Here is a 25,025-nt window from a genome sequence, read left to right as displayed (position 1 = left end):
GCCGCTTCACTTGCGCGTGATCCAGAAGGGCGGAAATCAGTTCGATCCGCCGCTCTGCGTGGTGGCCTCGGCGGCAGCGCCGCTGGTGTCGGTGCTGCCGCTGTCGCTAGCCGCGGTATCGCTCGCCGCAGCATCGCCCGATGCGGTCGCGCCCGACGAATCCGCCGGGGCAGCGGAGTCGCTGTTTTCGATCGTGACCGAAGTGGAGCTTGCGTCGCTTTCTGCGGGCGCGGTGGTGGCGCTTTCATCCCCGGGCGCCATCATCAGCCAAAGGACGATACCGAGCGCAACGACGACCGCGCCCAGAACGAAGTAGATGCCGCCCAGACCCGAGCGTTCGTGATTATGCGTGTCAGACATGATGATCTCCTGTCGATTTTCATCTCTCTCTGCGTATTGGCGAGAGAACATCGATAGGCCGCTTCCAGTTCCCGGGGTGCGCGAGAACCCGCCGGGCGGGGTTTCGTCACACGGGGTCAGTTCTCGTTGATATCGTCATGCCAGTGCTTCACCTGACCGCGTCGCACGCCCATCAGCTTGCGCAGCGCGAGCCATGCGATGATCGACAGAATCGCGAAGGTGATCAGCGTGATCGGGACCGAATTTCCGACGATGCCGATCCAGACGAGCGCGCCCGTGACGACGGCCCCGATCGAGAAGCCGAGGAAGATGAAGCCGGGGATGATCATCTCTGCGACGCCCAGCACAAGACCGGCGACGACCCAGACCCACGGGAGTTGCCACAGGTCCATCATGCTTTCCTCAGCAGTTGGAAAGCGTCGGTGAAGGCTTCGAGGGCTGCGGCGGGCAGTATCACGGTCTGCTTGCCTTCGCCCTTGGCCACCTGCGCCAGCGCATCGACCTGTTTCAACGCGACCTGATATTGCGCGGCCTCGAGCCCGTTCTTGGCGATCGCCTGCGCAACCACCTCGGTCGCATAAGCTTCGGCATCCGCCGAGATGCGGCGGGCTTCGGCCTCTTTCTGCGCCTGGAACAGTTGCGCTTCGGCGGCGAGCTCGACCGCGCGCTTCTTGCCCTCGGCCTCGGTCACCTGCGCCCGACGCGCGCGTTCGGCGTTGAGCTGCTGCAGCATCGCGGCTCGGGTCGCCTCGTCCAGATTGACGTCGAGAATCTCGGCACGGGTCACCTCGATCCCCCAATCGTCGACCATCACGGCAACCTGCTCGCGGACCTTCTCGATCAGACGGGCACGGTTCGATTGCACTTCGTCGAGTTCGATCACCCCGATCTCGGAGCGCACGATCCCCGCCACCGTCGTCGCGATGGCCGCATCGACATCGCGGATACGATAGACGGTCTTCTCCGGCTCGGTAATTCGGTAGAAGACCGAGGTCTCGACCTTTACCAGCACGTTGTCGGCGGTGATCGCATCCTGCATCGCATTGGGCAGCTGGCGCTCGAGGATCGAGATCTTGTGCGGCACGCGGTCGAGGAAGGGCACGATGAAGTTGATGCCGGGGCCGAGCACCGCGCGCAGCCGGCCGAATCTCTCCACGACATGTTTTTCGGATTGCGGCACGATCCGGACGCCGAGGAAGACGGACAGGATCAGCAGCATCGCGATGGCGATCATCACGATATCGCTGCCGCTCAGGGAATTAACGAATAACATCTGGGCCTCGACCTTCTGAACTCAAACTTGGTGACCGGGAAACACGCGCAAGGCGAGCAGTGTCAGCACCACGAGCACGGCCCAGCCTCCCGGGCGCGCGAGCAGCCAGATGGCGAGTGCGAAGCCAATCCCGACGATGCGGCTGCCTGCCGTCGCGAGAAAGCCGAACAGAACGCCCATCAGGCGAACTCACTCATGCGGGGGGTCATCGACTGCTCCTTGTGGTTTGCCCGCAAGTCTGCCGCAAGTTGTGCGTTTTGGGAAGGTAGTTGCGCTCAGCTGAGGCGAGCGGGCAGGCGCAGGCCGCGCAAGACGTCGTCGCCCGACATCGGACGCTTGCCGGGGCGTTGCGCCTCGAGGATTTCCAGCGCGCCAGTGCCGCAGGCAATCGTAAACCCGTCGAGGATTTCGCCCGGCGCGCCACTGCCCTCTGCCGGGGCGGCGCGCAGCAGCTTGATCCGCTCACCCGCGATCTCGGTCCAGGCGCCAGGGAAGGGCGAGAGGCCGTTGATATGACGGATCACCTCGTCGGCCGGGCGCGTCCAATCGACCCGCGCTTCGGCCTTGTCGATCTTCGCGGCATAGGTGACGCCATTCTCCGGCTGAGGCTGAAGGATCAGCGAGTCGATCTCGGACAGCGCATCGAGGATCAGCCGGGCGCCCATTGCGCTCAGCCGGTCATGCAACTCGCCGGTGGTCTCGGTCGCGCCGATCTCGGTCGCTTCGCGCAGCATAACCGGCCCGGTATCGAGCCCGGCTTCCATCTGCATGATGCAGATGCCGGTCTGGCTGTCGCCTGCCATGATCGCCCGGTGGATCGGCGCGGCCCCGCGCCAGCGCGGGAGCAGCGAGGCGTGGATATTCAGGCAGCCCTTCGCGGGCGCATCCAGAATGGCCTGCGGCAGGATCAGCCCGTAGGCCACGACCACCGCGATATCGGCATTCAGCGCGGCGAAGGCTTCACGATCCTCGGGTGCTTTGAAATTCCGCGGGGTGCGCACCTCGATCCCCAGTTCCTCGGCCTTGGCATGGACCGGTGAGGGGCGCTCTTTCTTGCCGCGACCGGCGGGGCGGGGCGGCTGGCTGTAGACGGCGACAACCTCATGCGCGCCGGCCAGCGCCTCCAGAACGGGGACGGAGAATTCCGGCGTTCCCATGAAGATGACGCGCATCGCTTAGCCTTTCGCGAGTTTCTTCGACTTCTGCACCAGCATCTTGCGGCGCAGGGGCGAGAGATGATCGACATACATCTTGCCGTTGAGGTGGTCGATCTGGTGCTGGACACTCGTCGCCCAGAGGCCCACAAAATCGCGGTCCTCCATCTCGCCGTCTTCATTGAGGAAGCGCACCGTCACAGCGCGAGGCCGCTCGATCGGGGCGAAAACGCCGGGCAGGTTGGGCGAGGCCTCCTCGTGCTTGCGCATCTGCACCGACGCATGCAGCACTTCGGGGTTCGCCATCCGCACGGCCTGACCGCGCTTGTCCGACGCATCGACGACCGCAAGCCGCATCATGATGCCGATCTGCGGCGCGGCGAGGCCGACGCCGGGCATCGCGTCCATCGTCTCGACCATGTCGTCCCAGATCATCCGGACGGTTTCGGTGATCGTCTCGACCGGCTCGGCCGGGCGATGCAGGCGGCGGTCGTCATAGGGGATGAACGCGCGCGCAGCCATCAGAGGATCGGATCCTTGGCCGCGCCCGCACGGGCGCGCTCGCGCTTGAGCTTCTCCATCTTGCGGGTGATCATCTTGCGCTTCATCGGACCGAGATAGTCGATGAACAGCTTGCCGTTGAGATGGTCGAACTCGTGCTGAGCGCAGGTCGCCCAAAGCGCGTCGAACTGTTCCTCATGGCTTTGCCCGTCGAGGCCGAGCCACTTCATCCGCACCTCGGAGGGGCGCGTCACCTCGGCATATTGATCCGGGATCGAGAGGCAGCCTTCCTCGTAGACATTGGTCTCTTCCGAAGTCCAGCTGATCTCGGGATTGATCAGGACCATCGGCTCGGGGGCCGCTTCCTTGTCCTTCACGCAATCCATCACGAAGATCCGCTTCATCACGCCGACCTGCGGCCCGGCCAGGCCGATGCCGGGCGCGTCATACATGGTCGCGAGCATGTCATCGGCGAGCTTGCGGATCTCGTCGTTAACTTCGGGCACCGGCTCGCAGACCTTTTTCAGGCGCGGATCGGGATGGATCAGGATCGGTCGTAGCGTCATGGGCAGGGATTTAGGCGAAGCAATGCCTCTGTGCAATGGCGGCGGTGATTGTGCCAGTGACAAAACGCCGTTTGTAACCCGGCTTCGCTTTTGCTCAGATGCGCCCAATCCGACCAGAGAGAGGCGCAAATGAGCAAACCCGACTTCGACGAAATCATCGACCGCGTAGGCACCCATTCGCAGAAATGGGACGCGATGGAAAAGGTTTACGGCGTGTCGCCCGAAGACGGGATCGCGATGTGGGTCGCGGATATGGATTTCCGCCCGCCCGTCTGCGTTCAGCGCGCGCTCGAGGAGATGGTCGGGCAGGGCATCTATGGCTATTGGGGCGGCGAGGACGAGTACCGTGCCGCGATCCAGTGGTGGATGCGCGAACGGCACGGCTGGGAGATCGAACCGGACTGGATCTTCACGACCCATGGGCTGGTCAACGGCACGGCGCTCTGCGTCGACGCCTATACCGATCCGGGCGATGCGGTCGTTCTGATGACGCCGGTCTACCACGCCTTCGCGCGGGTCATCCGTGCGGCCGGGCGCGAGGTGCGCGAGTGCCCGCTGAAGCTGGTCGATGGTCGCTACGAGATGGATTTCGACGCCTGGGACGGGCTTATGACCGGCTCCGAGAAGATGCTCGTCCTCTGCTCGCCGCACAACCCCGGCGGCCGCGTCTGGACCCGCGCGGAACTGGAAGCCACGGCCGAGTTCGCGAAGCGCCACGGGCTGGTGCTGGTCTCGGACGAGATTCACCATGACATCGTGATGCCGGGCGAAACGCATATCCCGATGGCGAACGCCGCGCCCGATCTGCCGCTGGTGATGATGACGGCCACCACGAAGACCTTCAACATCGCGGGCACCCACACCGGAAACGTGATCATTGCGGATCCGGACCTGCGCGCCCGATTCGCAAAGCGGATGGCTGCCTTGGGGATTTCACCCAACAGTTTCGGCATTGCTATGGCGACGGCAGCCTACAGCCCCGAGGGCGCCGCGTGGGTCGATGCGCTGAACGCCTATCTCGACGAGAACCGGCGCATCTTCGATCAGGGGATCGCAGAGATTCCAGGGCTGCATTCGATGCCGCTCGAGGCGACCTATCTTGCTTGGGTCGACTTCTCCGGCACCGGAATGGAGCCCGAGGAATACCAGTCGCGCGTTCTGAAAGAAGCGAAGATCGCGGTGAATCTCGGTGCGACCTTCGGAGCCGGGGGCGAAAGGTTCCTGCGCTTCAACCTCGCCACGCCGCGGGCGCGGGTGCGCGAGGCGGTCGACCGACTGCAGGCGGCCTTCGCTGATCTGCAATGAAAAAGGGCCGGTTTTCCGGCCCTTTCCTTTGAAATCTCTAGCTCGCTCAGAGCTTCGTCAGGTAGCCCGAGAGAGTCGGCGCTTCCTGTACGAAGTCCAGCGCTGCGCGATCGCTGACCGCGGTTTCCCGCTTCACGGTGCAGATCAACTCATGCCCCTGAATCTCCGACGCCACGATCAGGCAGGTCGCGACATGGGTCTCGCCGTCGTAAAGATCGACATGACCGCGCAGATGCGTGACCTCGTCCGCGTCCAGCGCGAATCCGCCTGGAACCCGGCGCAGCACCGGCCAGATCTGGCCGCCCGCGAGAACCCGCAGGCGCGCCTTTTTCGCCGCATCGCGCTTCTGCGCGGCGCGCAGTCCTTCAAGGACCTCCTTGGGCAGGAATTCCATGACATCCTCCAACAGCTTCCCCATGCTCCATGCTGATCACACCAATGTAAAAAGCAAGTTAACCATTTAGATGATCCGATGCTGCGTCTGCGAAGAGTGCTGAAATTGCAACGGCTTGCACGGCTGGCACATCGGGTTGTCGCTCTGGGTCGCCCAAGATAGCGTTGAGGGGAACCGCGCAACCCGGAGGCTCCCATGCGTAAGGCTTTGCTCATTCTGCCCCTCGCTTTCTCGCCCATGCTCACCCCCGGCTTGGCCCATGCGCAGTGCGGCGGGAGCTGGTCCGGTTTCCTGTCCGGAATTCGCAGCGATCTGCAGTCGGCTGGACTGAACGCGCAACAGGCTGATGCGTTCCTCGCCGGTGCGCGGCAGAGCCCGGCCGTGCTGCGGGCGGACCGGGCGCAAGGGGTATTTCGCAAGACATTCCTCGAATTTGCGAGCGCGGTGATCAGCAAGAATCGGATGGTTAACGGGGCAAAGAACGCCAAGCGCTATGCGAAGACCTTCGACAGGATGGAGCAGACCTACGGCGTCTCGCGCGGGGTGCTGCTGGCGTTCTGGGCGCTCGAGACGGATTACGGCGCGGTGCAGGGCGATTTCAACACCCGCAATGCGCTTCTGACGCTGGCCCATGATTGCCGTCGGCCCGCGCTGTTCCGCCCACAGGTGATCGCTGCGGGCAAGCTTTTCCGGCGCGGCGATTTCGATCCCCAGCGAACCACCGGTGCCTGGGCGGGAGAAATCGGGCAGGTGCAGATGCTGCCGGACGACATCCTCCGCAACGGTGTCGACGGCGATGGCGATGGGCATGTGCGCCTGAAGACGTCCGCCCCCGATGCGCTGATGTCGGGAGCGAATATGCTGCGCGATATGGGTTGGCGGCCGAACGAGCCGTGGATGCAAGAGGTCACGGTGCCTGACGATCTTGATTGGTCCAAGACCGGGCTGACGACTGAATTGCCGGTCTCCGATTGGAAGGCACGCGGGGTGCGTGCGCGGCAAGGGCAGCTTGCCAGCAGCCTGCGCGGATCGATCCTTTTGCCGATGGGGCGCAAGGGGCCCGCCTTTATCGTCTATCCGAATTTCCGCGTGCTGTTCGAGTGGAACAAGAGCTTCGTCTACGTCACCAGCGCGGCCTATTTTGCCACACGCCTCGAAGGAGCGCCGCGCCTCGATCCCGGCGCGCCGGAACCGGGACTGAGCGTGGCGCAGATGAAGCGGCTGCAGCAAAAACTCGTTGCGAAGGGCTATGACGTGGGTGCGGTGGACGGCATCCTTGGCGCGAACACTCGTAACGCAGTCCAGACGGCGCAGGAGAAGCTTGGACTGCCTGCGGACGGTTGGCCGACGCGCGCCTTGCTCGATCGGTTGTGACCGTGTCGGGCCGAACCTTCATCCTGCCGCTCCCCCAAGTGCGAAGAAATCGAGGAAGGGGCTGAGCAGGTAGCGGATTGGCGAGACCGGCTCGGTTTGCAGGAAGACCTCTGTGGGCATCCCGGGAACCAAGAGGGAGCTTTCCTCCGTGTCGAGCTGCCCAATGTCGAAGGTGACCTGCACTTGGTAATAGCTCTCCCCCGTCACCGGGTCGGTCAGCGTATCGGGGGAAATCCGGGTGAGCTTTCCGATCAAATCGCTGGATATTCGCCGCGACAAACCGGGGAAGCGCAGGATCGCGCTCTGGCCCGCTGCGACGCCATCGACGTTGATCGGATCGATCCTGGCATTGATAACGAGCGGCCGTCCGGTTTCGACGATCGCCATCGCCATTTCCGCCGGGCGCAGCACCGCGTGCGCGCCGCGCAGACGTACGTCGTGCACCGTGCCGTTGACCGGGGCGCGCAGGGTGCGCCGCGCCAGTTCGCGGCGCAGATGGGTCGCGCGCGCCGAGAGTTCGATGGCACGGGCGTTGCGGGACTCGAGTTGCGATTCGATTTCCTCCCGACGTTGCGACTGCAGCCGCGACGCGGTGAGTACCACGCCGCCGCTCTGCACCGTAAGTTGCGTTTTCTGGGCGCGCAGCGCGCCGAGTTGTCGCTCCAGCGAAACCTGTTCGCGGGTGAGGGCGAGGATTTGCGCCGAGGTCGCAAGTCCACGATCCTTTAGCCGTTCGCGGAGGGACAGTTCCTTTTCGATCAATCGCTCCTCGCGTTCCAAGGCCGAGACCTGAGTGTCGATTCCGTCGCGCTGGGCGCTGATTTGCTGGATCTGCCGCGCCATATCCGCGCGTTGCTGGGCGAAAGATTGTTTGCGGGCCTCGAAAATAGCCTTCTGCCCCTCGACCAGCTTCGCGACATCTTCGCGGTGCTTGGCCGCCTCCCACAGGCTTGCCGGATAAGCGATCCTTTCGGTCCCGTCTCGTTCGGCCTGCAGACGCGCCCGCTGGGCCTGAACCGCGAACTCCGAGGCTTCCACGATAGCCAGCTCGGTGCGGATATCATCCGCATCGAGCCGTATAAGCACTTGGCCGCGGGTGACGTGATCGCCGCTTTTGACGTAGACTTTATCGATGATCCCACCCGTCGGATGCTCGATCACGTGTCGGGAACTATCGACTTCGATGCGGCCCGAGGCTTGGATCAGTCCGGCGAGCCGCGTGAAGGTCAGCCATATGGCGCATCCGATGAACAAGGCGACGATCGCTGCGAGACCGCAGCCGATCGGAACGCGATGGAGCGAAGAGGCCTGGCGACGGCTCTCCTGCCCTGAACGGACGTCCGCGTCACTCACGCCGCACTGTCCGCGGCGGGCACAACACGGGATTTGGTGGCCGAGGCGATCATGCGCTTGAGAACGTCGTCGCGCGCGCCGAGCGCGCGCTGCGCACCTCGATCGAGCACAAGGATACGGTCGCATTCAGCGAGTGCCCCGGGGCTGTTGGTCATCACGATCGCCGCGCCGCCATGCGCTTTCAGATCGCTCAGCATCGCATGCAGGCCCGGCCCGGCATCACCGTTCAGCAACAGGTTGGGCTCGTCGAGAACGAGGAGTATCGGATCGTGATAGAGCGCGCGCGAAAGCGCGACGAGCTGGCGCTGACGATCGGAAAGCGATGCTCCCTCGAACTCGATCGGCGTGTCATATCCGGCGGGCAGTTTGAGAATCATCTGGTGCGCGCCAGCACGTTTTGCGGCGGCGATGACCCGGTCCTTGTCCGGCGCTGGATCGAGCCGGGCGATATTCTCGGCTACCGTGCCGGGGAAAAAGGAGATCGATTGCGGCAGATAACCGATCAGCCGCCCGAGGTTGTCGCGGTCGTATTGGTCGAGCGGCACATCGTCGAGGCGGATCGTGCCGGCGCTGGGACGGTGGAAGTTGCACAGGCTGCGCGCGAGAACTGATTTGCCCGCACCGAGCGGACCGATCACCCCGAGGGCTTCGCCGGGTTCGAGTGAGAAGCTGATCATGTCGAGCGTCGCGCGGTCGGACGTCGCAGGGCGAATGGTGAGGCCTTCCACGGTGAGCTGGGGCTTCGGCGTGATCCATTCGGAGCCCTCTCGCTCCGGCGGGTGGGCGCCGAGAAGGGCGGCCAGCCGGTCGCGAGCAAGGCTGGCGCCCTGCCATTGCGTCCAGCCGCCCACGGCGAGTTCGACCGGCGCGAGCGCACGGCCCATTAGGATCGAGGCTGCGACCATCGCCCCGGCGCTCACCTCGCCCTGCAGTACCAGGTAGGCGCCGAGGGCGAGCATCGAGGTTTGCAGGAGCAGCCGCAGGGCGCGCATCACGGCGTGGAAGCTGCCGCTGACATCCGTGGTGTGAATTGCGTTGTTCATGGATTCGTGCCGCGCCGCCTGCCAGCGCTTGAAACCGCTTTCGCGCATGCCAAGCGAAACGATGGTTTCGATCTGTCGAAGAAAGTCGTTTCCCAGGTAGCGGGCCTTGTTCTCCAGCTGCGCCGTCTCATCCAGCCGCGCGCGCGTGACGAATTGCGTCGCGAATGAAAGCAGGATCAGTGCGGCGCCCCCGGCGAAAGCCAATGCGCCGAGCCAGGGATGGAAGACGAACAGCACCCCGAGATAGAGCGGCGTCCAGGGCAGATCGAAAACCGCTGCCGCGACTGGGGAGGCATAGTAACGCTGTAGAATTTCCAGATCGCGCAGGGCGTTGTTGGACGACCGCTCCTGCGTGTTGACCGTCGCGTCGACGATGGCGGCGTCGAACACGCGCCTTTCGAGGCCGCGCTGATGATCCGCGCCGATCCGGGCGAGCAGGCGGCCCCGTGCCCAATCGAGCACGCCCATCATCATGAACAGAAAGGCCACCAGCAGGAACAGGTTGATCAGCGTCGGCAGCGACCGTGCGGGCAGCACGCGGTCGTAGACCTGCAACATGAACAGGGGCCCGGCGAGAACGAGTACATTGATGAAGGCGGCGAATATCGCGACCAGTGCAAATTGCCCACGCACCCCGCGCAGCAGGCGGGCCATTTCGCGTCGGCCCTTGATGATGTTGCGTTTGATGACGGCTTCTTCGGTGTTGGAATATGGCATCGTGCCCTCCCCGAGATGGGGGCGCTGCTTGGAGCGCCGCGCATGTCGAGAGTGGCGCACGCGCGCTGAACAGGGCGTTAATTCCCGCGATCTTTTTCGTTCAATTCTATCGAACGGGTCCGGAACTCCGGAGTTCTGCGTGTCTCGCGTTGCGACAAGGCCGGATGCGCTCTATCTATTTCAGGACTGAAGCCGCAACGAAGGGGGAGCGACTTTGGCGCAGTGGATGGAACAAAGAGCTTCGGCGCGTCCGCGCGCGCTGCGGCCTGCGGTGGCTTTGATTGCGGCGCTCGCGCTGGGGATGGCCGCCTGCGCGCCTGCACCGCCCGCAACGGGTATTCACGACCCCTACGAGGCCACCAATCGCAAGACCCACGCGTTCAACAAGCAGCTTGATTCGGCGTTCTTCCGGGGCGATCCAGCCGATACGAGCCCGCCCGGTCCGCTCACGAAGACGCTTTATAACGTCGGCAGCAATCTCAGCCTTCCGGGCAAAGTGCTCAACTCGCTCCTGCAAGGGCGCCCCGAGCCGGCCGTGAAGAATACTTTCCGCTTCTTCATCAACTCGACGATCGGGCTGGGCGGCATCTTCGACCCGGCGGGGACTGATTTTTCGCTGCCCGAGACGGATACCGATTTCGGCGAGACGCTGCATGTCTGGGGCGTGGGCGAAGGAAATTACCAGGAATTGCCGATCTTCGGCCCGTCCACGACGCGCGATACGGTCGGGATGGTGGTCGATTTCGTGATCGATCCGCTGAACGCACTGCCCGACAAGGAGCGGATCGCCGCGGGCGCGCTGCGCTTCGGCGGCAAGATCGCGAAGCGCGACATGTATGGCACGACTGTCGATTCGATCCTGTACGATAGTGCCGACAGCTATGCCCAGAGTCGGCTTCTGTATCTGCAGAACCGGCGCTACGAACTCAACGGCGAGGAGGCCAGCGATGCGAATGCCTACGATCCCTACGAAGACTTACTGCCGCAGTAGGCGACATGTTCTGGGCCTCGGCGCGGCGGGTGTCGCGGCGGCCCTGTTGCCGGGGTCGGCTTTCGCGCTGACGGATGCACAGGCGCGGTCGCTGATCCAGAAAGCGGTGAACGATGTAAATGCGGCCATCGCTTCTGGTCGCACCGGTTCCGCCCTCTACGCGATGTTCGAGCGGATTTTCGCGAGATATGCCGATGTGAACGTCATCGCGCGCTCGGCGTTGGGTGTCGCGGCGCGGCAGGCGAGCCCGGCGCAGCTCACGGCCTTCACCAAGGCGTTCCAGGGCTATCTCTCGCGCAAATACGGCAAGCGCTTCCGAGAGTTTCAGGGGGCGAAGTTCCAGATACAGGGCGCGCGTCCGGTCAAGACCTTCTACGAGGTCAAGACGCTCGCGAGCTTGCCGGGGCAGGCGCCGTTCGAGGTTCTGTGGCAGGTCTCCGATCGCTCGGGCAGCGACAAGTTCTTCAACCTGATCGTCGAAGGGGTGAACATGCTCGCCTCCGAGCGTGCGGAGATCGGTGCGATGCTCGATCGGCGCCGCGGCAATATCGACGCGATGATCGAGGACTTGAAGCGGGCCGGGTAAGCGGTTCGGGTTTCGGCCCGGGTGAGCGCCTGTCGAGAAGAAGAACGCCCGGGCCAGCGGTCCGGGCGTTCTTCTTTTTCGGGTCTGCTCGCTCAATTGCTGCCGAAGATGTTGAGCAGCTCGTTCAGAATCGACTGAGACGGGTCGCGGCGTTGCCGTTGCGGCTGTCGCTGGGCAGGGGCTTGCCCCGCACTCTGGTTTTGGCCCTGATATTGCTGATCCGGCACCTGCCAGTCGCCCGGATGGGCCATCGGCAGCGGCTTGGGATCTTCGCCGTCGAGCACGCGCTTCATCGTCTCGTGGAAGATCTCGGCGGGCAGGCCGCCTCCGGTGGTGCCTTTCAGCGGCGAGTTGTCGTCATTGCCCATCCAGACGCCGACCACGTAGTCGGAGGTGAACCCGATGAACCAGGCATCGCGGGCGCTCTGCGTGGTGCCGGTCTTGCCCGCGATCTCGTAGCCGTCGATATTGGCGCGGCGGCCGGTGCCGTGCAGCACGACCTGGCGCATCATGTAGGTCAGCTCCTGTGCGGCTTTTTGCGAGATTACCCGCTCACCGATCCCGCCGGGTTTGCCGAAGAGCGGTTGGTCGTCGCCCTTCAGTGTCAGCGAGGTCAGGCCATAGGGTTGCACCGAGGAGCCGCCATTGAGGATTCCAGCATAGGCCCCCGTCATGTCGAGCAAGTCCGATTCCCCGACGCCGAGCGCCACCGAGGGCAGGTTCGGCAGGTCCTGCGCGAATCCGAAGCCTTCCGCGACCTTGATGACGTTCTCACGGCCAACGGCCTCGGAGACGCGCACGGTCGCGACGTTCACCGAATGCTCCAGTGCGGTCGTCAGCGTGATCGGCCCCATGTAGCTGCGCTCGTAGTTGCGCGGGCTCCAATCGGGCGAGCCGGGCATCTTCACCGTGACCGGCGCGTCATCGACCATCGAATCCGGCGTGTAGCCCAGATCTAGCGCGGTCGCGTAGACGAAGGGCTTGAATGTCGAGCCGGTCTGGCGTTGCGCCATCGTGGCGTGGTTGAACGCTCCCGAGACCTTCGTGGCCCGACCGCCAACCATGCCCCGCACGGCGCCATCCGCGCTCATCACGACGATCGCGGACTCGGCTTTTGACCCCTTCGAGACCTTGTTCTCGTAGACCGATTTCATCGCGTCTTCGGCGGCGGACTGGATGCGCTGATCGAGCGTGGTGTTGATGACCACGTCCTCGGTCGTGTCGCGCGACAGGAAGTCGGGGATGGTGTCCATCACCCAATCTGCGAAATAGCCGCCTGCGCGTTTCTGCGCCGCTTGGCTCAGCGTCGCGGGGTTGTTCTTCGCGTCCAGATATTGACGATCCGTCAGGTAGCCCTGCTCATGCATCAGGCTGAGCACGGTCGCGGCCCGCTCCTGCGAGCGCTTCAGGCTGGAGGTCGGGGCGTAGTAGCTCGGCGCTTTCAGAAGGCCCGCCAACATTGCAGCCTGCTGCGGATCGACATTCGCTGCCGAGATGCCGAAATAGCGCTCGGACGCGGCCTCGAAGCCACGCGCGCCGGCCCCGAGATAGGCGCGGTTGAGATAGATCGAGAGGATTTCGTCCTTGGAGTATTTCAGCTCCAGCGCGAAGGCGTAAGGGACTTCCTTGATCTTGCGGCGCAGACCGCCCGACCGGCAGTCGTTTTCGTAGGCGGCTTCGTTCTTCCACTTCTTCGGGTCGAACTTCACGCCGAGGCAGAGAAGCTTGGCGGTCTGCTGCGTGATGGTCGAGCCACCGTTGCCGTCAAACGGGCCGCGCCCTTCGCGCATGTTGATGGCCATCGCCGAGGCGATGCCGCGCGGCGAGATGCCGAAATGATGGTAGAAGCGGCGGTCCTCGGTCGCGACCACGGCGTCGCGCAGATAGGGGGAGACGTTCTTCGCGTCGATCTGCCCGCCGAAGGTTTCGCCGCGCCAGGCGAAGACCTTGCCCTGATCGTCGAGCATAGTGACCGAGCCGCGCGTGCGGCCGTCGAGCAGCTTCGTGTAGTCTGGCAGGGTCGAGTAGAAATACAGGGTCGCCGCGCCCACCACGAGCGCGACGATCATCGCGAGTCGCCAGCCGATTCCCCAGATCACGCGCCAGATCAGCCGCGCGAGGCCGATGATCAGGCCGGTGACCGGTCCGTGCCGCCGGGGAGGCTTGCCACCGCCGCCGCCGCCACGGCGCGCGGTCTTGCGCGGCTTGGCGGGTTTCGATGCCTTGGGTTTCTGCTTCGAAGAGGAATAGCGCTTGTCGGCCACGAGGCGCCCGCGCCCTCCGCCTTTCTGAGTCATCTGCCTGTTCCGCTGCCTGCGTTTTAATTTCGCGCAATCTACACGGGCCGACCCGAGATGTGGACCCGCGAAAAATCACGTTTCAGATTTGCAATGTGACTAAAAATTAGGCAACGCGCACAAATTGTGCAAATTAGGGCCTGAATCCGCTGAATCTGCCAGTCGGACGGAACCTCGTTTCCTTGTGCGAAAGGGGCGCAGAGGGCCTCTTATCACCGTGCGATGTCGCCAAGCGGGCATCGAAAGGGCTGAACAAGGAAGGGATGTCAGGTGAAACTCATCATTGCAGCAATCAAGCCGTTCAAGCTGGAGGAGGTGCGCGAGGCGCTCACCACCATCGGCGTACGCGGAATGATGGTGACCGAGATCAAAGGCTTCGGTGCCCAGTCGGGTCACACGGAAATCTATCGTGGCGCCGAATACGCCGTGAACTTCGTGCCGAAGGTCAAACTGGAGATCGTGGTCGCTGACGGCCTCGCCGACGAGGTGGTCGACACGATCATGAAAGCCGCGAAGACCGACAAGATCGGCGACGGCAAGATCTTCGTTCTCGATGTCGGGCAGGCGGTTCGCGTGCGCACCGGCGAAACCAATGACGACGCGCTTTGAAACGCGACAGGGGAAAGTAGGAAAATGAACAAGCTTTCGAAAATCACCGGCCTTGCGGTCGCACTGACCGCGGTGGCTCTGCCGGCGCTGGCCCAGGATGCCGCCGCGCCTGCGGCGATGGATCCGCCGGCCAACGAGATCGGCTTCATCCTGAACACTTTCATGTTCCTCGTCACCGGTTTTCTGGTGATGTGGATGGGCGCGGGCTTCTCGATGCTCGAGGCTGGCCTCGTGCGCTCGAAGAACGTGACCATGCAGTCGCTCAAGAACATCGCGCTCTTCGCGATCGCGGCGATCATGTACTATCTGATCGGCTACAACCTGATGTATCCGGGCGATGGCTGGTCGATCAACGGCGTGCTCGGCGCTTTCTCGACGACCTCGCTCGAGCCTGTCGGCGTCGGCGCGGATTCGGTCGACCTGACCTACGCTTCGGTCGGTTCGGACTTCTTCTTCCAGCTAATGTTCTGCGCCACCACGGCGTCGATCGTTTCGGGTACGCTGGCCGAGCGCATCAAGCTGTGGCCGTTCCTGATCTTCACCGTGATCCTCACGGGCTTCATCTACCCGATCCAGGCTTCGTGGAAATGGGGCGGTGGCTTCCTTGACGCCGATTTCGGCTTCCTCGACTTCGCCGGCTCGACCGTCGTGCACTCGGTCGGTGGCTGGGCAGCTCTCGCTGGTGCTCTGATCCTCGGCCCGCGCATCGGCAAGTACAAGGACGGCAAGGTCCAGGCGATGCCCGGTTCGAACCTGACGCTCGCCACGCTCGGTACCTTCATTCTGTGGCTCGGCTGGTTCGGCTTCAACGGCGGTTCGCAGCTCTACATGAACACCGTGGGCAACGTCGCCGATATCTCGCGCATCTTCGCCAATACCAACACCGCAGCAGCCGGTGGCGCGATCGCTGCGCTGATCCTGACCCAGATCCTCTACAAGAAGCCGGATCTGACCATGGTTCTCAACGGCGCTCTGGCTGGCCTCGTGTCGATCACGGCCGAGCCGCTGACCCCGAGCCTCGGTGCAGCGACCATCATCGGCGCGATCGGCGGTATCATCGTGGTCCTGCTGGTTCCGATGCTCGACAAGCTGAAGATCGACGACGTCGTGGGCGCCATCCCGGTCCACCTCGGCGCGGGTATCTGGGGCACGCTGGCGGTTCCGATCACCAACCCCGACGGCACCTTCTACGGTCAGATCGTCTCGATCATCATCGTCGGCATCTTCGTCTTCGTGGTCTCGGCAATCATCTGGTTCATCCTCAAAGCCGTCATGGGCATCCGCGCCCCGGCCGAGGACGAGATGATGGGGCTCGACAAGGCGGAACTCGGCATGGAAGCCTATCCGGAGTTCGTCAACTAAGACCCGCATCCAAGACAAGCGAAAGGCCCGGGAGCGATCCCGGGCCTTTTTCCATTGCGTCTGATGTCGGCTTACTCGGTGACCGGAGCGCCTTGTTGCGTCTGCTGTCCGCCTCTGTTCTGGTAATCCGGCTTGCGCAGGAAGAAGACGAGCGGGATCGCCGCCAACGTGACCCACATCATGAACTTGAAATCGTCCACGTAAGAGATCATCGCCGCCTGTTGCGTCGCGAGGTTGTTGAGTACCTCGAGCGCGGCCTCTCTCGAGATGCTGCCTGCACCGTTCATCACGCCCGAAAGGTTCTGCGGATTGATCGCAGAGACGATCTCGGCATGGTTCACCGCGATGTTGTGCGTCAGCAGCGCGGTCACGATCGAAATCCCGATGGACGAGCCGATATTGCGCAGCAGCGAGAACAGCGCCGTGCCGTCGCCGCGGTACTTGGGGTCGAGCGTGGCAAAGGCCAGCGTCGAGATCGGCACGAAGACCGAGCCCAGCCCGAAGCCCTGGATCACGCCTGAGACGATGATCCATTTCGGACCCATCTGCGGCGAGAAGGTCGACATCATGTGCAGCGAGTAGGCAGTGAAGGACAGCCCGACGACCACGAGGATGCGGAGGTCGATGACCTTCACCAGCCGCCCGATCAGCAGCATCATGATCATCGCCCCGACCCCGCGCGGGGACATCACCAAGCCCGTCGTCAGCGTCGGATAGCCGAAGATATTCGACAGCATCGGCGGCAGTAGCGCCAGCGAGGCGAGCAGGATGATCCCGATCACGAAGATGAACAGCAGCCCCATCGAGAGGTTGCGGTCGAGGAACATCTTCGGTTCGAGGAAGGGCTTTTTCGCGCTGAGAATCCAGACGATGAAGACCCAGAACCCGCTGATCGCTAGCGCCGCCTCGATCCAGATTTCGCGCGAGGCGAACCAGTCGAGATCGGAGCCCCGGTCGAGCATCATCTGCAGCGCGCCGATCGCCACCGCCAGCGCTGCGAAGCCGAAGAAGTCGAAGCCGATCTTCTTCTTGGGCGTTTCAGGCAGGAAGAAGAGCGACCCCGCGATGGCGATCATGCCGAGCGGCACGTTGATGTAGAATACCCAGCGCCAGTTGATCACCTCGGTCAGGTAACCGCCGAGCGTCGGGCCGATGATCGGGCCGAGCATGATGCCCGCGCCGAACATCGCCATCGCCTGCCCGTGCTTCTCGCGCGGGTTGATGTCGAGCATGAAGTTCTGCGCGAGCGGCACGATGGCCGCACCGAACACGCCCTGCATGAGGCGGAAGATCACCATCACGTCGAGCGACCACGCGATCCCGCAGAGCATCGAGAAGACCACGAAGCCGATCACCGCGACCATGAAGATCTCGCGCCGCCCGAAGCGATTGGCGAGCCAGCCCGACAGCGGCGTCACGATGGCCGCGGCCACGATATAGGAGGTCAGCACCCAGTTGATCGTGTCGCGCGACGCGCCGAGATCGGCGCGCATGTCGGGCAGGGCCACGTTCGCGATGGTGGTATCGAGCACCTGCATGATCACCGCCAGCATCAGCGACGCCATGATCAGCGCGCGATGCGGGACGTTATGCGGGTCGATTCCCTTGGGTTCCTTTTCGGCGGCGTCAGCCATGGCTTACTGCCCCTGTTCGGTCGTGCCCGCCACGGCGGCCGAGCTGTTGGCCTTGTCGAGGATACGCTTGTAGCGCGGTTGCGAGGCGGTATCGACGGTGACGCTGGCCGAGAGACCCGCGCGCAGGCCATCGAGGTTTGCGCCATCGTCGAGCCGCAGGCGCACCGGCACGCGTTGCGTCACTTTCACCCAGTTGCCGGTCGCGTTCTGCGCCGGAAGGATCGAGAACTCCGCCCCGGTGCCTGCGCCGACGGCCTCGACCGTCGCGTGATATTCGCGATCGGGGAAAGCGTCGAATTCGACGGTGGCCGACTGGCCTTCTTGCATGTGGGTCAGCGCGGTTTCCTTGAAGTTCGCGATCACCCAGACATCGCTGGTGTCGACCAGCGTGAAGAGGCTTGTCCCCGCGCCGACCATCTCGCCCGCCTTGAAGGAGGCGGCCTGATAGATGATGCCGTCGGTGGGCGCATCGACCTCGGTCTGCGAGAGATTGTATTTGGCATCGTTCACCGCCACGATCGCCGATTTCACCGAGGGGTGTTCGTCGACCGGGATCTCGGGATTGCCGTCGAGAGCGACCTTGGCTGAGGCCACCTTCTGCTTGGCGGCGGCCAGCGTGTTCTGCGCGGCTTGCGTGGCCGTGCGCTGTTGGTCGAGCGCCTGCTGCGTGGTGGTGCCGGATTTGATCAGCTTCTCCTGACGGGCGAGCTGTTTCTCCTGATAGGCGGCGTTGTCGGCAGCCTGTTTCTCGTCGGCGAGCGCGGCCTTGTAGGAGGCGCGCAGCTGCTCGACCTGCAGGCGGGCTTGCGAGAGCGCGGCCTGCGCCTTGGCCAGTGCCAGCTCGTAGGGTTTCTTGTCGATCTGGAACAGCGGCGCGCCTTTCTCGACGTGCTCGTTGTCATGCACGAACACCTCGGTCACGCGGCCCGAGATCTGCGAGGCTACCGGGATTCGCGCCATCTGATAATTGGCGTTGGCGGTGCTTTGCGAGCCACCGGCGCTGAGCCAGTACCACGCGCCACCCAGTACGATCAGGGCGGGCACGAGAATGAGGAGCCAGAATTTCGGCCCCTTCTTCTGTTTCTGTTTCGATTGGGTTTCCGCGCTCTCGGCGGTCGGGTTCTGGTCACTCATGATGTGTCTCTGACGTGGAGGAGGTGTCTTCGGAGAGGTTACGGATGATCTGGCGCAGGGTGTTCAATGCGGTCGCGATTTCGTCATCGCTCAACCCGGCCAGCGCCTGTTCATAGATGTCGTCCGCGATCGAGCGCGCATCCTCAAAGGCGTTGCGCGCCTTGACCGAAGGGTGCACGAGCTTGACGCGGCGATCATTCGGATCAGCTTTGCGGCAGACCCAGTCGGCTTCTTCCATGCGGTCGACGAGGCGCGAGACCGAAATCGGTTCGATCTCGAGCAGCTCGGCCAGCCGGGCCTGCGCCAGCGCGCCTTCCTTCTTGAGGTAGACGAGCAGCCGCCACTGCGCGGTGGTCAGGCCGAATTCGTTGGCGCGTGCCTCGAAGCGACGGCGGATCAACCGCGTCGCGTCGTGCAGGAGAAAACCTAGGCTCTGATCGGGCATCCGGAGCTCCGTTGAAATTAAAGTAAGCCTCTATATTATGAGCCTGCTTATTATTTCAAGGGCGCAAGGCGGAAAATTCCGCTACGAAAAACGGCGACCCGAAGGGGCCGCCGTTTTGAATTTCTATTCTGTGGTAGGTGCTTAGACGCCTGCGTCGATCAGTGCGCGGGCCAGCAGCGGCACGCTGTTCTTGTTCAGCCCCGCGATGTTGATCCGCGAGTCGCCGACCATGTAGATCGCGTTGCCTTCCTTCATCGCGGCGACCTGCTCGGGCGTGGCGCCAAGGCGCGAGAACATGCCGCGATGCTCTGCCACGAAGTCGAAGCGATCCGAGTTCGACAGCTTGCGCAGCTCGTCCGCGAGTTGCTGGCGCAGTTCCAGCATGCCGGTGCGGACATCTTCCAGCTCGGCTTCCCAATCGGCGCGCAGTTCGGGATCGGTGAGCACGCGGGTGACGAGCGCCTGCCCGTGATAGGGCGGAAAGGAGTAGGTCTGACGGTTGAGATAGGCTAGGTTGCCCTGCACGGTCTTCTTGATCTCTTCCGAGCCCAGAACCATCAGGCAGCCGGTGCGCTCGCGATAGATGCCGAAGTTCTTCGAGCACGACGCCGCAATCAGCACTTCCGGCAGACGCTCGGCGATCAGGCGGGTGCCTGCCGCATCCGCTTCCAGACCGTCCCCGAAGCCCTGATAGGCGAGGTCAATCATCGGCACGGCGCCGGTTTCCTGAAGCAGATCGGCGACCTTGCCCCATTGCTCGAGCGTCAGGTTCGCGCCGGTCGGGTTGTGGCAGCAGCCGTGCAGCAGCACGATGTCGCCTTCCTTGGCGCCCTTCAGGTCTTCAATCATCGCGTCGAAATCGACCGAGCGGGTCTCGGAATCGAAGTAGCGATAGGTGGTGAAGTCCTGATCCATGAATTTCAGGATAGAGAGGTGGTTCGGCCAGGTCGGATCGGAGACCCAGATCTTGGTGTCGGGATTCGCCATCCGTGCGAGCTCGAAGCCCATGCGGCAGGCGCCGGTGCCGCCCACGGTCGACAGGCAGGCCAGACGGTCGGTCGGGTAGCCCTTGCCCAGAACCATCTCGGCCATCGCCGCGTGGAATTCCGGCTGGCCGGCGAGGCCCGCGTATTTCTTGGTAGTCTCGTTCTCCCAGACCTGCTTTTCCGCCTTGTGGATGGCGCGCATGATCGGGGTTTCGCCTTCGGCGTTCTTGTAGACGCCGACGCCGAGATCGACCTTCTGGTCGCGCTCATCGGCGCGGTATTCTTCCATCAGCGCGAGGATCTTGTCCGGCGCCTGCGGCTTGAGATTGTTCAGCATCATGCTTCTCCCGTTGCGACCTTGAGGTCGTTATACATGCCCCATTCCGACCAGGACCCGTCGTAGAGCGACCAGTCCGACTTGCCGATGATCTCGAGCGCGAGCGCGAGAATCGCGGCGCTTACGCCGGAGCCGCAGGTCGTGATCGCGGGCTTCGACAGGTCGACGCCGGCGGCCTCGAACAGGGCCTTGATCTCGTCGGGGGATTTGAAGGTGCCCTCAGGGGTCAGCAGTTCGCCGAAGGGCAGGTTGCGCGATCCGGGGATGTGACCCGAACGCAGTCCCGGGCGCGGCTCGGTGCCGTTGCCGAGGAAGCGATCGCTCGGACGCGCGTCGATGATCTCGTGATCGCCAAGCTTGCTGGCATGAGCGACCTGCGTGACGTCCTTCACCAGACCGGACTGGCGCTGCACCGTCATGTGACGGTCGCGGACCATCGGCGGCATGTCTTCAAGCGGGCGGCCTTCGGCCTCCCATTTCGGCAGGCCGCCATCAAGCACGGCCACATCCGTCTTGCCCATCAGGCGGAAGGTCCACCAGACGCGCGGCGCGGAGAAGACGGAGTGCTGGTCGTAGATCACGACCTGATGGCCGTCGCCCACGCCCATCGCGCGCATCCGCGAGATGAATTTCTCGGGCGGCGGCGCCATATGCGGCAGGTCCGAGCGGTTGTCGGAGATTTCGTCGATGTCGAAGAAACGCGCGCCGGGGATATGCTTGGCCTCGTAGGTCGCCTTTGCATCTCGCTCCATCTGCGGCAGGAACCACGACGCGTCCAGAATGCGCAGGTCGGGATCCTTCAGATGGGCTGCGAGCCAATCCGTCGATACGAGCGTTTTCGGGTCATCCATCGTCATGCGCCTCTTTTGCCGGTCGGGATTGCTTAGACTCAGCGGTGCGCAAGACGCAAGGGCAGGGCGGGCAAATCCGCCCTGTGTCCCTAGTAATTCTGCTTGAGAAGGCGCTGTTTCTGGCGGTTCCAGTCGCGTTTCGCCTCTGTTTCGCGCTTATCGGCCTGTTTCTTGCCCTTCGCGATACCGATCAGGATCTTCGCGATGCCCTTCTCGTTGAAGTACATCTTCAGCGGCACGATGGTCATTCCCTCGCGCTGGGTCGCATTCCAAAGACGTGAAAGTTCGCGCTTCGACACGAGCAGTTTGCGCTTGCGGCGCTCCTCATGGCCGAAATGCGAGGCCTGGTTCAGGCTCGCGATATAAGAGTTGATCAGCCACAATTCGCCATCCTCGACGGAGGCATAGCTTTCCGCGATGTTCGTCTGCCCGACGCGCATCGATTTCACCTCTGAGCCTTGCAGCACGATGCCCGCCTCCAGAGTATCCTGGACGGCGTAGTGATAACGGGCCTGCCGGTTCTCGGCGATCAGCTTGGAATTGGGGTCTGAATGCTTTGCCATGGTCGCATCGAGATAGGGCAGGCAAGCGGCTGTGTCCAGTGCGGCACCGCTGCGCTTGACGTGGGTGCGGCGGCGCGAAATAGCTAGGGCAGGAGGAGACGCCCATGACCATTCAGATCGCGATCGGTTCGGTGATGATGCTCTTGACCGTGTGCATCGCCGCGCTCAGCGCCTGGGCGATCGAGGCGACATTCGCGCGGCTTCACTGGTGGATGCTGCGCGAGCCGCACCGCCCGAAACTGATGCTGATGGTTGTCGTCGCCGCGCTCTGGGCCTTGGCGATGGTCACTGCCGGCGTCTGGCTCTGGGCTTTCTGCTTCCGCCTCCTCGGCGTGTTCCACACGATGGAGCAGTCGGTCTATTTCTCGCTCGTGAGTTTCACAACGCTGGGCTATGGCGACATTCTGCTGACCCATCAATGGCGCATCCTTGGCGGGATGGCCGCGGCGAACGGGCTGCTGAACGTGGGGCTTCTGACCGCGCTGCTGGTCGAGGTGATCCGCCATGTCCGCAAGAGCCAGCTGGAGGCGCGGGCCGAGCGAGGCGCGAGTTGAGCGGAGCGCTCGCGCGCGCGAGGGCGCACGCGGGCTATATATCGGTCAGTCGAGCATCAGCGCATCTTCGACGATCCCGGTCAGAAGATCGGTCACCGGTTGCATTGATTCCTGCTCGTAGGAGCGGAAGCCGACGGTCACGTGATCGGTGTCCTCGGGGGTCTGGTAGACGAAGATCGTGTAGGGGCAGAACTGAAAGTTGGTGATGTCCGCCTCCATGACCTCGCGCGAGGTCTGCGCCGAGCAGAAGGAGAAGACGTCCGCGCCGGTGAACAGCGTCTTGGTGCCGCCCACGGCGTCTTTCGTGCGTTCCAGCATATCACCGGTATGGCTGACGTGATCGACCACGAGCCCCGCCCCGATGATCGCGTTCTGCACCGCGAAGGTGACGTTGTCGAACGTGTCTTCGGTGGTCCAGGTGTGGGCTTCCTGAGCCGTTGCCGCGCTCGCGCCCACGGTGATGACCGCCGCGAGTGCGGCGCCGATGAAGCGTTTCATCTCTCTCTCCCTTGTCTCCCGATCGGGCGCCTTGGCGGCGCCCGTTGATCCAGTCTCGATAGTGGCGCGTATTTTTATACGTGCCTAGAGGTAACAATGTCGCTGTAAGTTCCGAAGTGTAAGCGACGGGCACCGCTCCATATGTAGGGGCAGAGAGGAGATTTCCATGCGCAAGACGAGACCAACCGACCCGAGCTGGGCCGATGTGACTCCCAAGGCCGACTTCCTGAACCGCCGCCAGATCATGGCGGGTGCCGGGGCAATGGCACTTGGTTCGATCGCCGGACCGAGCTTTGCCAGCATCGACGCGAAACCGTCGAAATTCTCGACCGACGCCAAGCCGAACACCCTCAAGGAGATCACCTCCTACAACAATTTCTACGAGTTCGGCTGGGACAAGTCCGACCCCGCGCAGTATGCGGGTCAGCTGGTGACAGACCCGTGGTCGATCGAGATCGACGGCATGGTCGACAAGCCCGGCTCCTATCCGCTCGACGATATCCTCAAGCCCGTGACGCTCGAACAGCGCATCTACCGCTTCCGCTGCGTCGAGGCATGGTCGATGGTCGTGCCTTGGATCGGGTTCGAGCTTTCGAACCTGCTGAACCGCGTCGGCGTGCAGCCGTCCGCGAAATACGTAGCCTTCCAGACGCTCTACCGTCCCGAGCAGATGCCGGGCCAGAAACAGGGCGGCATCGACTGGCCCTACGTCGAGGGGCTGCGCATCGACGAGGCGATGAACCCGCTGACCATTCTGGCGACCGGCCTCTATGACGAAGAGATGCCAAACCAGAACGGCGCGCCGATCCGTCTGATCGTGCCGTGGAAATACGGGTTCAAGTCGATCAAGAGCATCGTGAAGATTTCGCTCACGGATAAGCAGCCGCCGACGACCTGGAACAAGTTGCAGCCGCGCGAATACGGCTTCTATGCCAATGTGAACCCGAAGGTGGATCACCCGCGTTGGTCGCAGGCGACCGAACGGCGCGTGGGCGCGGGTCTCTTTGCAGGCCGTCAGGAGACGCTGATGTTCAACGGCTACGGCGAAGAGGTCGCGCAGCTCTACAAGGGCATGGACCTCGCGAAGTACTATTGATGATCAGCGCAACGCTCTCCGCCCCGATCAACACCGCGCTGCGTCGCGTGCCCAGCTGGTTGGTCTATCTCGCCGGGCTGATCCCGCTGGCATGGGTGGTCTGGCTGACACTAACCGGCGGCATCGGTGTCGATCCCGTGAAAGGGATCGAGCATCGTCTGGGCAAGATCGCCTTGTGGTTCCTGATCGGCGGGCTGGCGATCACGCCCGCGCGCCGGTTCCTCGGTCTCAACCTGATCAAGTATCGCCGTGCGATTGGCTTGCTGGCCTTCTTCTACGTGGCGCTGCACCTGATCGCCTGGGCGGTGCTGGATATGGGCATGCTCTGGGGGCAGGCGGCGCGCGATCTGATCAAGCGCCCCTACCTCTTCTTCGGCATCTCCGCTTTCGTGCTGCTGATCCCGCTGGCGATCACTTCGAACAACGCTTCGGTCCGGAAGCTGGGCAAGACGTGGCGGCGGATTCACATGCTTGTCTATCCGGCCGTCGCGCTGGGTGTGATCCACTACCTCTGGCAGATGAAGGTCATCTCGAATGAGGGTTGGCTTTGGCTCGGGGTGTTCGCCGTCCTCATGGCTGTCCGATTTCGTTCATTTCGCTGGTGACTCGGTTTGGTTTGCGGGGTGCCCTTGGGGCATGCCTGGCAGGAGGTTTCGCGTGGGTGGGTGATTTGCGCAAGATTCTTCCCTGCGCTGTTTTGGCGTGAGTTGGGTGCATTTGCGGTTGTGTAGAAAGCGTAGCGATTTCAGTGTGTTGAGTGATTTGTCGGAGAAAAGCGAAAGTTTTTTGAAAAAGGCACTTGCGACTCCCCGGTGTGATCCGTAAATACCGCCTCACCGAAGCGGAACACACCGCAACGGGGCGCCGGAAAGGCTCGCAAGGGACTGACGGCGAAGAAAATTTTGGAGATACGGTTGGCAGGTAGCGCCCCAAGGGATTGAGGCGATGCCGGTTGATTTTGTCTCCGCGCTCTTTGACATTGATAGATATCTGAAGAGATATGCGGGCGGTTTGGTCGATGATCGATGCGGACCGGAGCATA

General features: G+C 63.1%; 27 protein-coding genes. 9 read left to right on the top strand and 18 right to left on the bottom strand.

Features of this window, described 5'->3' with window-relative positions; genetic code table 11:
- Positions 1–36 precede the first annotated feature (36 nt).
- The 7 genes from B6V73_RS10050 to def (B6V73_RS10025) form a co-directional block, all read right to left on the bottom strand.
- Positions 37–360, bottom strand: coding sequence for a hypothetical protein (locus B6V73_RS10050; RefSeq protein WP_088725169.1), 324 nt, complete (start codon positions 358–360; stop codon positions 37–39).
- Between the two features lie 116 nt (positions 361–476).
- Positions 477–755: a hypothetical protein gene (locus B6V73_RS10045; RefSeq protein ID WP_077701024.1), complete on the bottom strand. Its 279-nt coding sequence runs from the start codon at positions 753–755 to the stop codon at positions 477–479.
- Complete coding sequence (locus tag B6V73_RS10040) at positions 752–1,633, bottom strand: SPFH domain-containing protein (RefSeq protein ID WP_075775427.1); 882 nt, start codon at positions 1,631–1,633, stop codon at positions 752–754. Before B6V73_RS10040 ends, B6V73_RS10045 begins: the two co-directional genes overlap by 4 nt.
- 21 nt (positions 1,634–1,654) lie before the next feature.
- Positions 1,655–1,813, bottom strand: a complete 159-nt coding sequence (locus B6V73_RS20780; RefSeq protein ID WP_157771525.1) for a hypothetical protein — start codon at positions 1,811–1,813, stop codon at positions 1,655–1,657.
- Between the two features lie 95 nt (positions 1,814–1,908).
- Complete coding sequence (gene fmt, locus B6V73_RS10035) at positions 1,909–2,805, bottom strand: methionyl-tRNA formyltransferase (RefSeq protein WP_088725168.1); 897 nt, start codon at positions 2,803–2,805, stop codon at positions 1,909–1,911.
- Between the two features lie 3 nt (positions 2,806–2,808).
- Positions 2,809–3,309 (bottom strand): peptide deformylase, encoded by a 501-nt coding sequence (gene def / locus B6V73_RS10030; RefSeq protein ID WP_075775429.1) that lies wholly within the window; start codon positions 3,307–3,309, stop codon positions 2,809–2,811.
- Positions 3,309–3,854 carry a peptide deformylase gene (gene def / locus B6V73_RS10025; RefSeq protein WP_075775430.1) on the bottom strand — a complete coding sequence of 182 codons (546 nt, stop codon included), beginning with the start codon at positions 3,852–3,854 and terminating at the stop codon, positions 3,309–3,311. The genes def (B6V73_RS10030) and def (B6V73_RS10025) overlap by 1 nt, the downstream gene beginning before the upstream one ends.
- A gap of 129 nt (positions 3,855–3,983) precedes the next feature.
- On the opposite strand from def (B6V73_RS10025), the gene B6V73_RS10020 reads away from it, so the two are divergent.
- Positions 3,984–5,159 (top strand): MalY/PatB family protein, encoded by a 1,176-nt coding sequence (locus tag B6V73_RS10020; RefSeq protein ID WP_088723086.1) that lies wholly within the window; start codon positions 3,984–3,986, stop codon positions 5,157–5,159.
- A gap of 46 nt (positions 5,160–5,205) precedes the next feature.
- On the opposite strand, the gene B6V73_RS10015 is transcribed toward B6V73_RS10020, so the two are convergent.
- Positions 5,206–5,577 (bottom strand): hypothetical protein, encoded by a 372-nt coding sequence (locus B6V73_RS10015; protein WP_075775432.1) that lies wholly within the window; start codon positions 5,575–5,577, stop codon positions 5,206–5,208.
- 171 nt (positions 5,578–5,748) lie between these two features.
- On the opposite strand from B6V73_RS10015, the gene B6V73_RS10010 reads away from it, so the two are divergent.
- The gene (locus tag B6V73_RS10010; protein WP_088725167.1) at positions 5,749–6,927 is read left to right on the top strand and encodes a lytic murein transglycosylase; all 1,179 of its coding nucleotides are present in this window, start codon (positions 5,749–5,751) and stop codon (positions 6,925–6,927) included.
- Positions 6,928–6,945: 18 nt separating this feature from the next.
- Here B6V73_RS10010 and B6V73_RS10005 read toward each other — a convergent pair whose 3' ends face one another.
- Together B6V73_RS10005 and B6V73_RS10000 are read right to left on the bottom strand one after the other, a co-directional pair.
- A complete protein-coding gene (locus B6V73_RS10005) occupies positions 6,946–8,280 on the bottom strand; it encodes an HlyD family type I secretion periplasmic adaptor subunit (RefSeq protein ID WP_168174885.1) in 1,335 nt (444 codons plus the stop codon).
- The gene (locus B6V73_RS10000) at positions 8,277–10,040 is read right to left on the bottom strand and encodes a type I secretion system permease/ATPase (RefSeq protein ID WP_240504123.1); all 1,764 of its coding nucleotides are present in this window, start codon (positions 10,038–10,040) and stop codon (positions 8,277–8,279) included. The genes B6V73_RS10005 and B6V73_RS10000 overlap by 4 nt, the downstream gene beginning before the upstream one ends.
- A 226-nt stretch (positions 10,041–10,266) precedes the next feature.
- Between B6V73_RS10000 and B6V73_RS09995 the strand changes: the two genes are divergently transcribed.
- Positions 10,267–11,031 carry a VacJ family lipoprotein gene (locus tag B6V73_RS09995; RefSeq protein ID WP_075775467.1) on the top strand — a complete coding sequence of 255 codons (765 nt, stop codon included), beginning with the start codon at positions 10,267–10,269 and terminating at the stop codon, positions 11,029–11,031.
- A complete protein-coding gene (locus B6V73_RS09990; RefSeq protein ID WP_088725165.1) occupies positions 10,994–11,617 on the top strand; it encodes an ABC transporter substrate-binding protein in 624 nt (207 codons plus the stop codon). Before B6V73_RS09995 ends, B6V73_RS09990 begins: the two co-directional genes overlap by 38 nt.
- A 92-nt stretch (positions 11,618–11,709) precedes the next feature.
- Here B6V73_RS09990 and B6V73_RS09985 read toward each other — a convergent pair whose 3' ends face one another.
- Complete coding sequence (locus B6V73_RS09985) at positions 11,710–13,914, bottom strand: transglycosylase domain-containing protein (RefSeq protein ID WP_088725164.1); 2,205 nt, start codon at positions 13,912–13,914, stop codon at positions 11,710–11,712.
- A 270-nt stretch (positions 13,915–14,184) separates the two neighbouring features.
- Between B6V73_RS09985 and B6V73_RS09980 the strand changes: the two genes are divergently transcribed.
- The gene (locus B6V73_RS09980; protein ID WP_075775438.1) at positions 14,185–14,523 is read left to right on the top strand and encodes a P-II family nitrogen regulator; all 339 of its coding nucleotides are present in this window, start codon (positions 14,185–14,187) and stop codon (positions 14,521–14,523) included.
- A 24-nt stretch (positions 14,524–14,547) separates the two neighbouring features.
- Positions 14,548–15,885, top strand: a complete 1,338-nt coding sequence (locus B6V73_RS09975; protein ID WP_088719786.1) for an ammonium transporter — start codon at positions 14,548–14,550, stop codon at positions 15,883–15,885.
- Positions 15,886–15,956: 71 nt separating this feature from the next.
- On the opposite strand, the gene B6V73_RS09970 is transcribed toward B6V73_RS09975, so the two are convergent.
- From B6V73_RS09970 to smpB, 6 genes are all read right to left on the bottom strand, one after another.
- Positions 15,957–17,519 carry a DHA2 family efflux MFS transporter permease subunit gene (locus tag B6V73_RS09970; protein ID WP_088719785.1) on the bottom strand — a complete coding sequence of 521 codons (1,563 nt, stop codon included), beginning with the start codon at positions 17,517–17,519 and terminating at the stop codon, positions 15,957–15,959.
- A gap of 3 nt (positions 17,520–17,522) precedes the next feature.
- Positions 17,523–18,653, bottom strand: a complete 1,131-nt coding sequence (locus B6V73_RS09965) for an HlyD family secretion protein (protein WP_075775441.1) — start codon at positions 18,651–18,653, stop codon at positions 17,523–17,525.
- Positions 18,646–19,098 (bottom strand): MarR family transcriptional regulator, encoded by a 453-nt coding sequence (locus tag B6V73_RS09960; RefSeq protein ID WP_075775442.1) that lies wholly within the window; start codon positions 19,096–19,098, stop codon positions 18,646–18,648. Before B6V73_RS09960 ends, B6V73_RS09965 begins: the two co-directional genes overlap by 8 nt.
- 141 nt (positions 19,099–19,239) lie before the next feature.
- Complete coding sequence (locus B6V73_RS09955; protein ID WP_088725163.1) at positions 19,240–20,421, bottom strand: amino acid aminotransferase; 1,182 nt, start codon at positions 20,419–20,421, stop codon at positions 19,240–19,242.
- Positions 20,421–21,278 (bottom strand): 3-mercaptopyruvate sulfurtransferase, encoded by an 858-nt coding sequence (sseA, locus tag B6V73_RS09950; protein ID WP_088725162.1) that lies wholly within the window; start codon positions 21,276–21,278, stop codon positions 20,421–20,423. The genes B6V73_RS09955 and sseA overlap by 1 nt, the downstream gene beginning before the upstream one ends.
- A gap of 83 nt (positions 21,279–21,361) precedes the next feature.
- On the bottom strand, positions 21,362–21,835 hold the full coding sequence (smpB, locus tag B6V73_RS09945; RefSeq protein WP_075775444.1) for an SsrA-binding protein SmpB: 474 nt from the start codon (positions 21,833–21,835) through the stop codon (positions 21,362–21,364).
- Between the two features lie 104 nt (positions 21,836–21,939).
- On the opposite strand from smpB, the gene B6V73_RS09940 reads away from it, so the two are divergent.
- Positions 21,940–22,389: an ion channel gene (locus tag B6V73_RS09940; RefSeq protein WP_075775445.1), complete on the top strand. Its 450-nt coding sequence runs from the start codon at positions 21,940–21,942 to the stop codon at positions 22,387–22,389.
- Positions 22,390–22,434: 45 nt separating this feature from the next.
- On the opposite strand, the gene B6V73_RS09935 is transcribed toward B6V73_RS09940, so the two are convergent.
- Positions 22,435–22,887: a DUF302 domain-containing protein gene (locus B6V73_RS09935; RefSeq protein ID WP_088725161.1), complete on the bottom strand. Its 453-nt coding sequence runs from the start codon at positions 22,885–22,887 to the stop codon at positions 22,435–22,437.
- A gap of 166 nt (positions 22,888–23,053) precedes the next feature.
- On the opposite strand from B6V73_RS09935, the gene msrP reads away from it, so the two are divergent.
- Positions 23,054–23,983 carry a protein-methionine-sulfoxide reductase catalytic subunit MsrP gene (gene msrP / locus B6V73_RS09930; RefSeq protein ID WP_088725160.1) on the top strand — a complete coding sequence of 310 codons (930 nt, stop codon included), beginning with the start codon at positions 23,054–23,056 and terminating at the stop codon, positions 23,981–23,983.
- Positions 23,983–24,588, top strand: a complete 606-nt coding sequence (gene msrQ, locus B6V73_RS09925; protein WP_088725159.1) for a protein-methionine-sulfoxide reductase heme-binding subunit MsrQ — start codon at positions 23,983–23,985, stop codon at positions 24,586–24,588. The genes msrP and msrQ overlap by 1 nt, the downstream gene beginning before the upstream one ends.
- Positions 24,589–25,025: the final 437 nt, after the last annotated feature.

Source organism: Thioclava sp. JM3 (assembly GCF_002213185.1).
Classification (GTDB): domain Bacteria; phylum Pseudomonadota; class Alphaproteobacteria; order Rhodobacterales; family Rhodobacteraceae; genus Thioclava; species Thioclava nitratireducens.
Note: the sequence above shows the minus strand (reverse complement) of the source record. Positions and strands in the feature narration are given on the sequence as shown.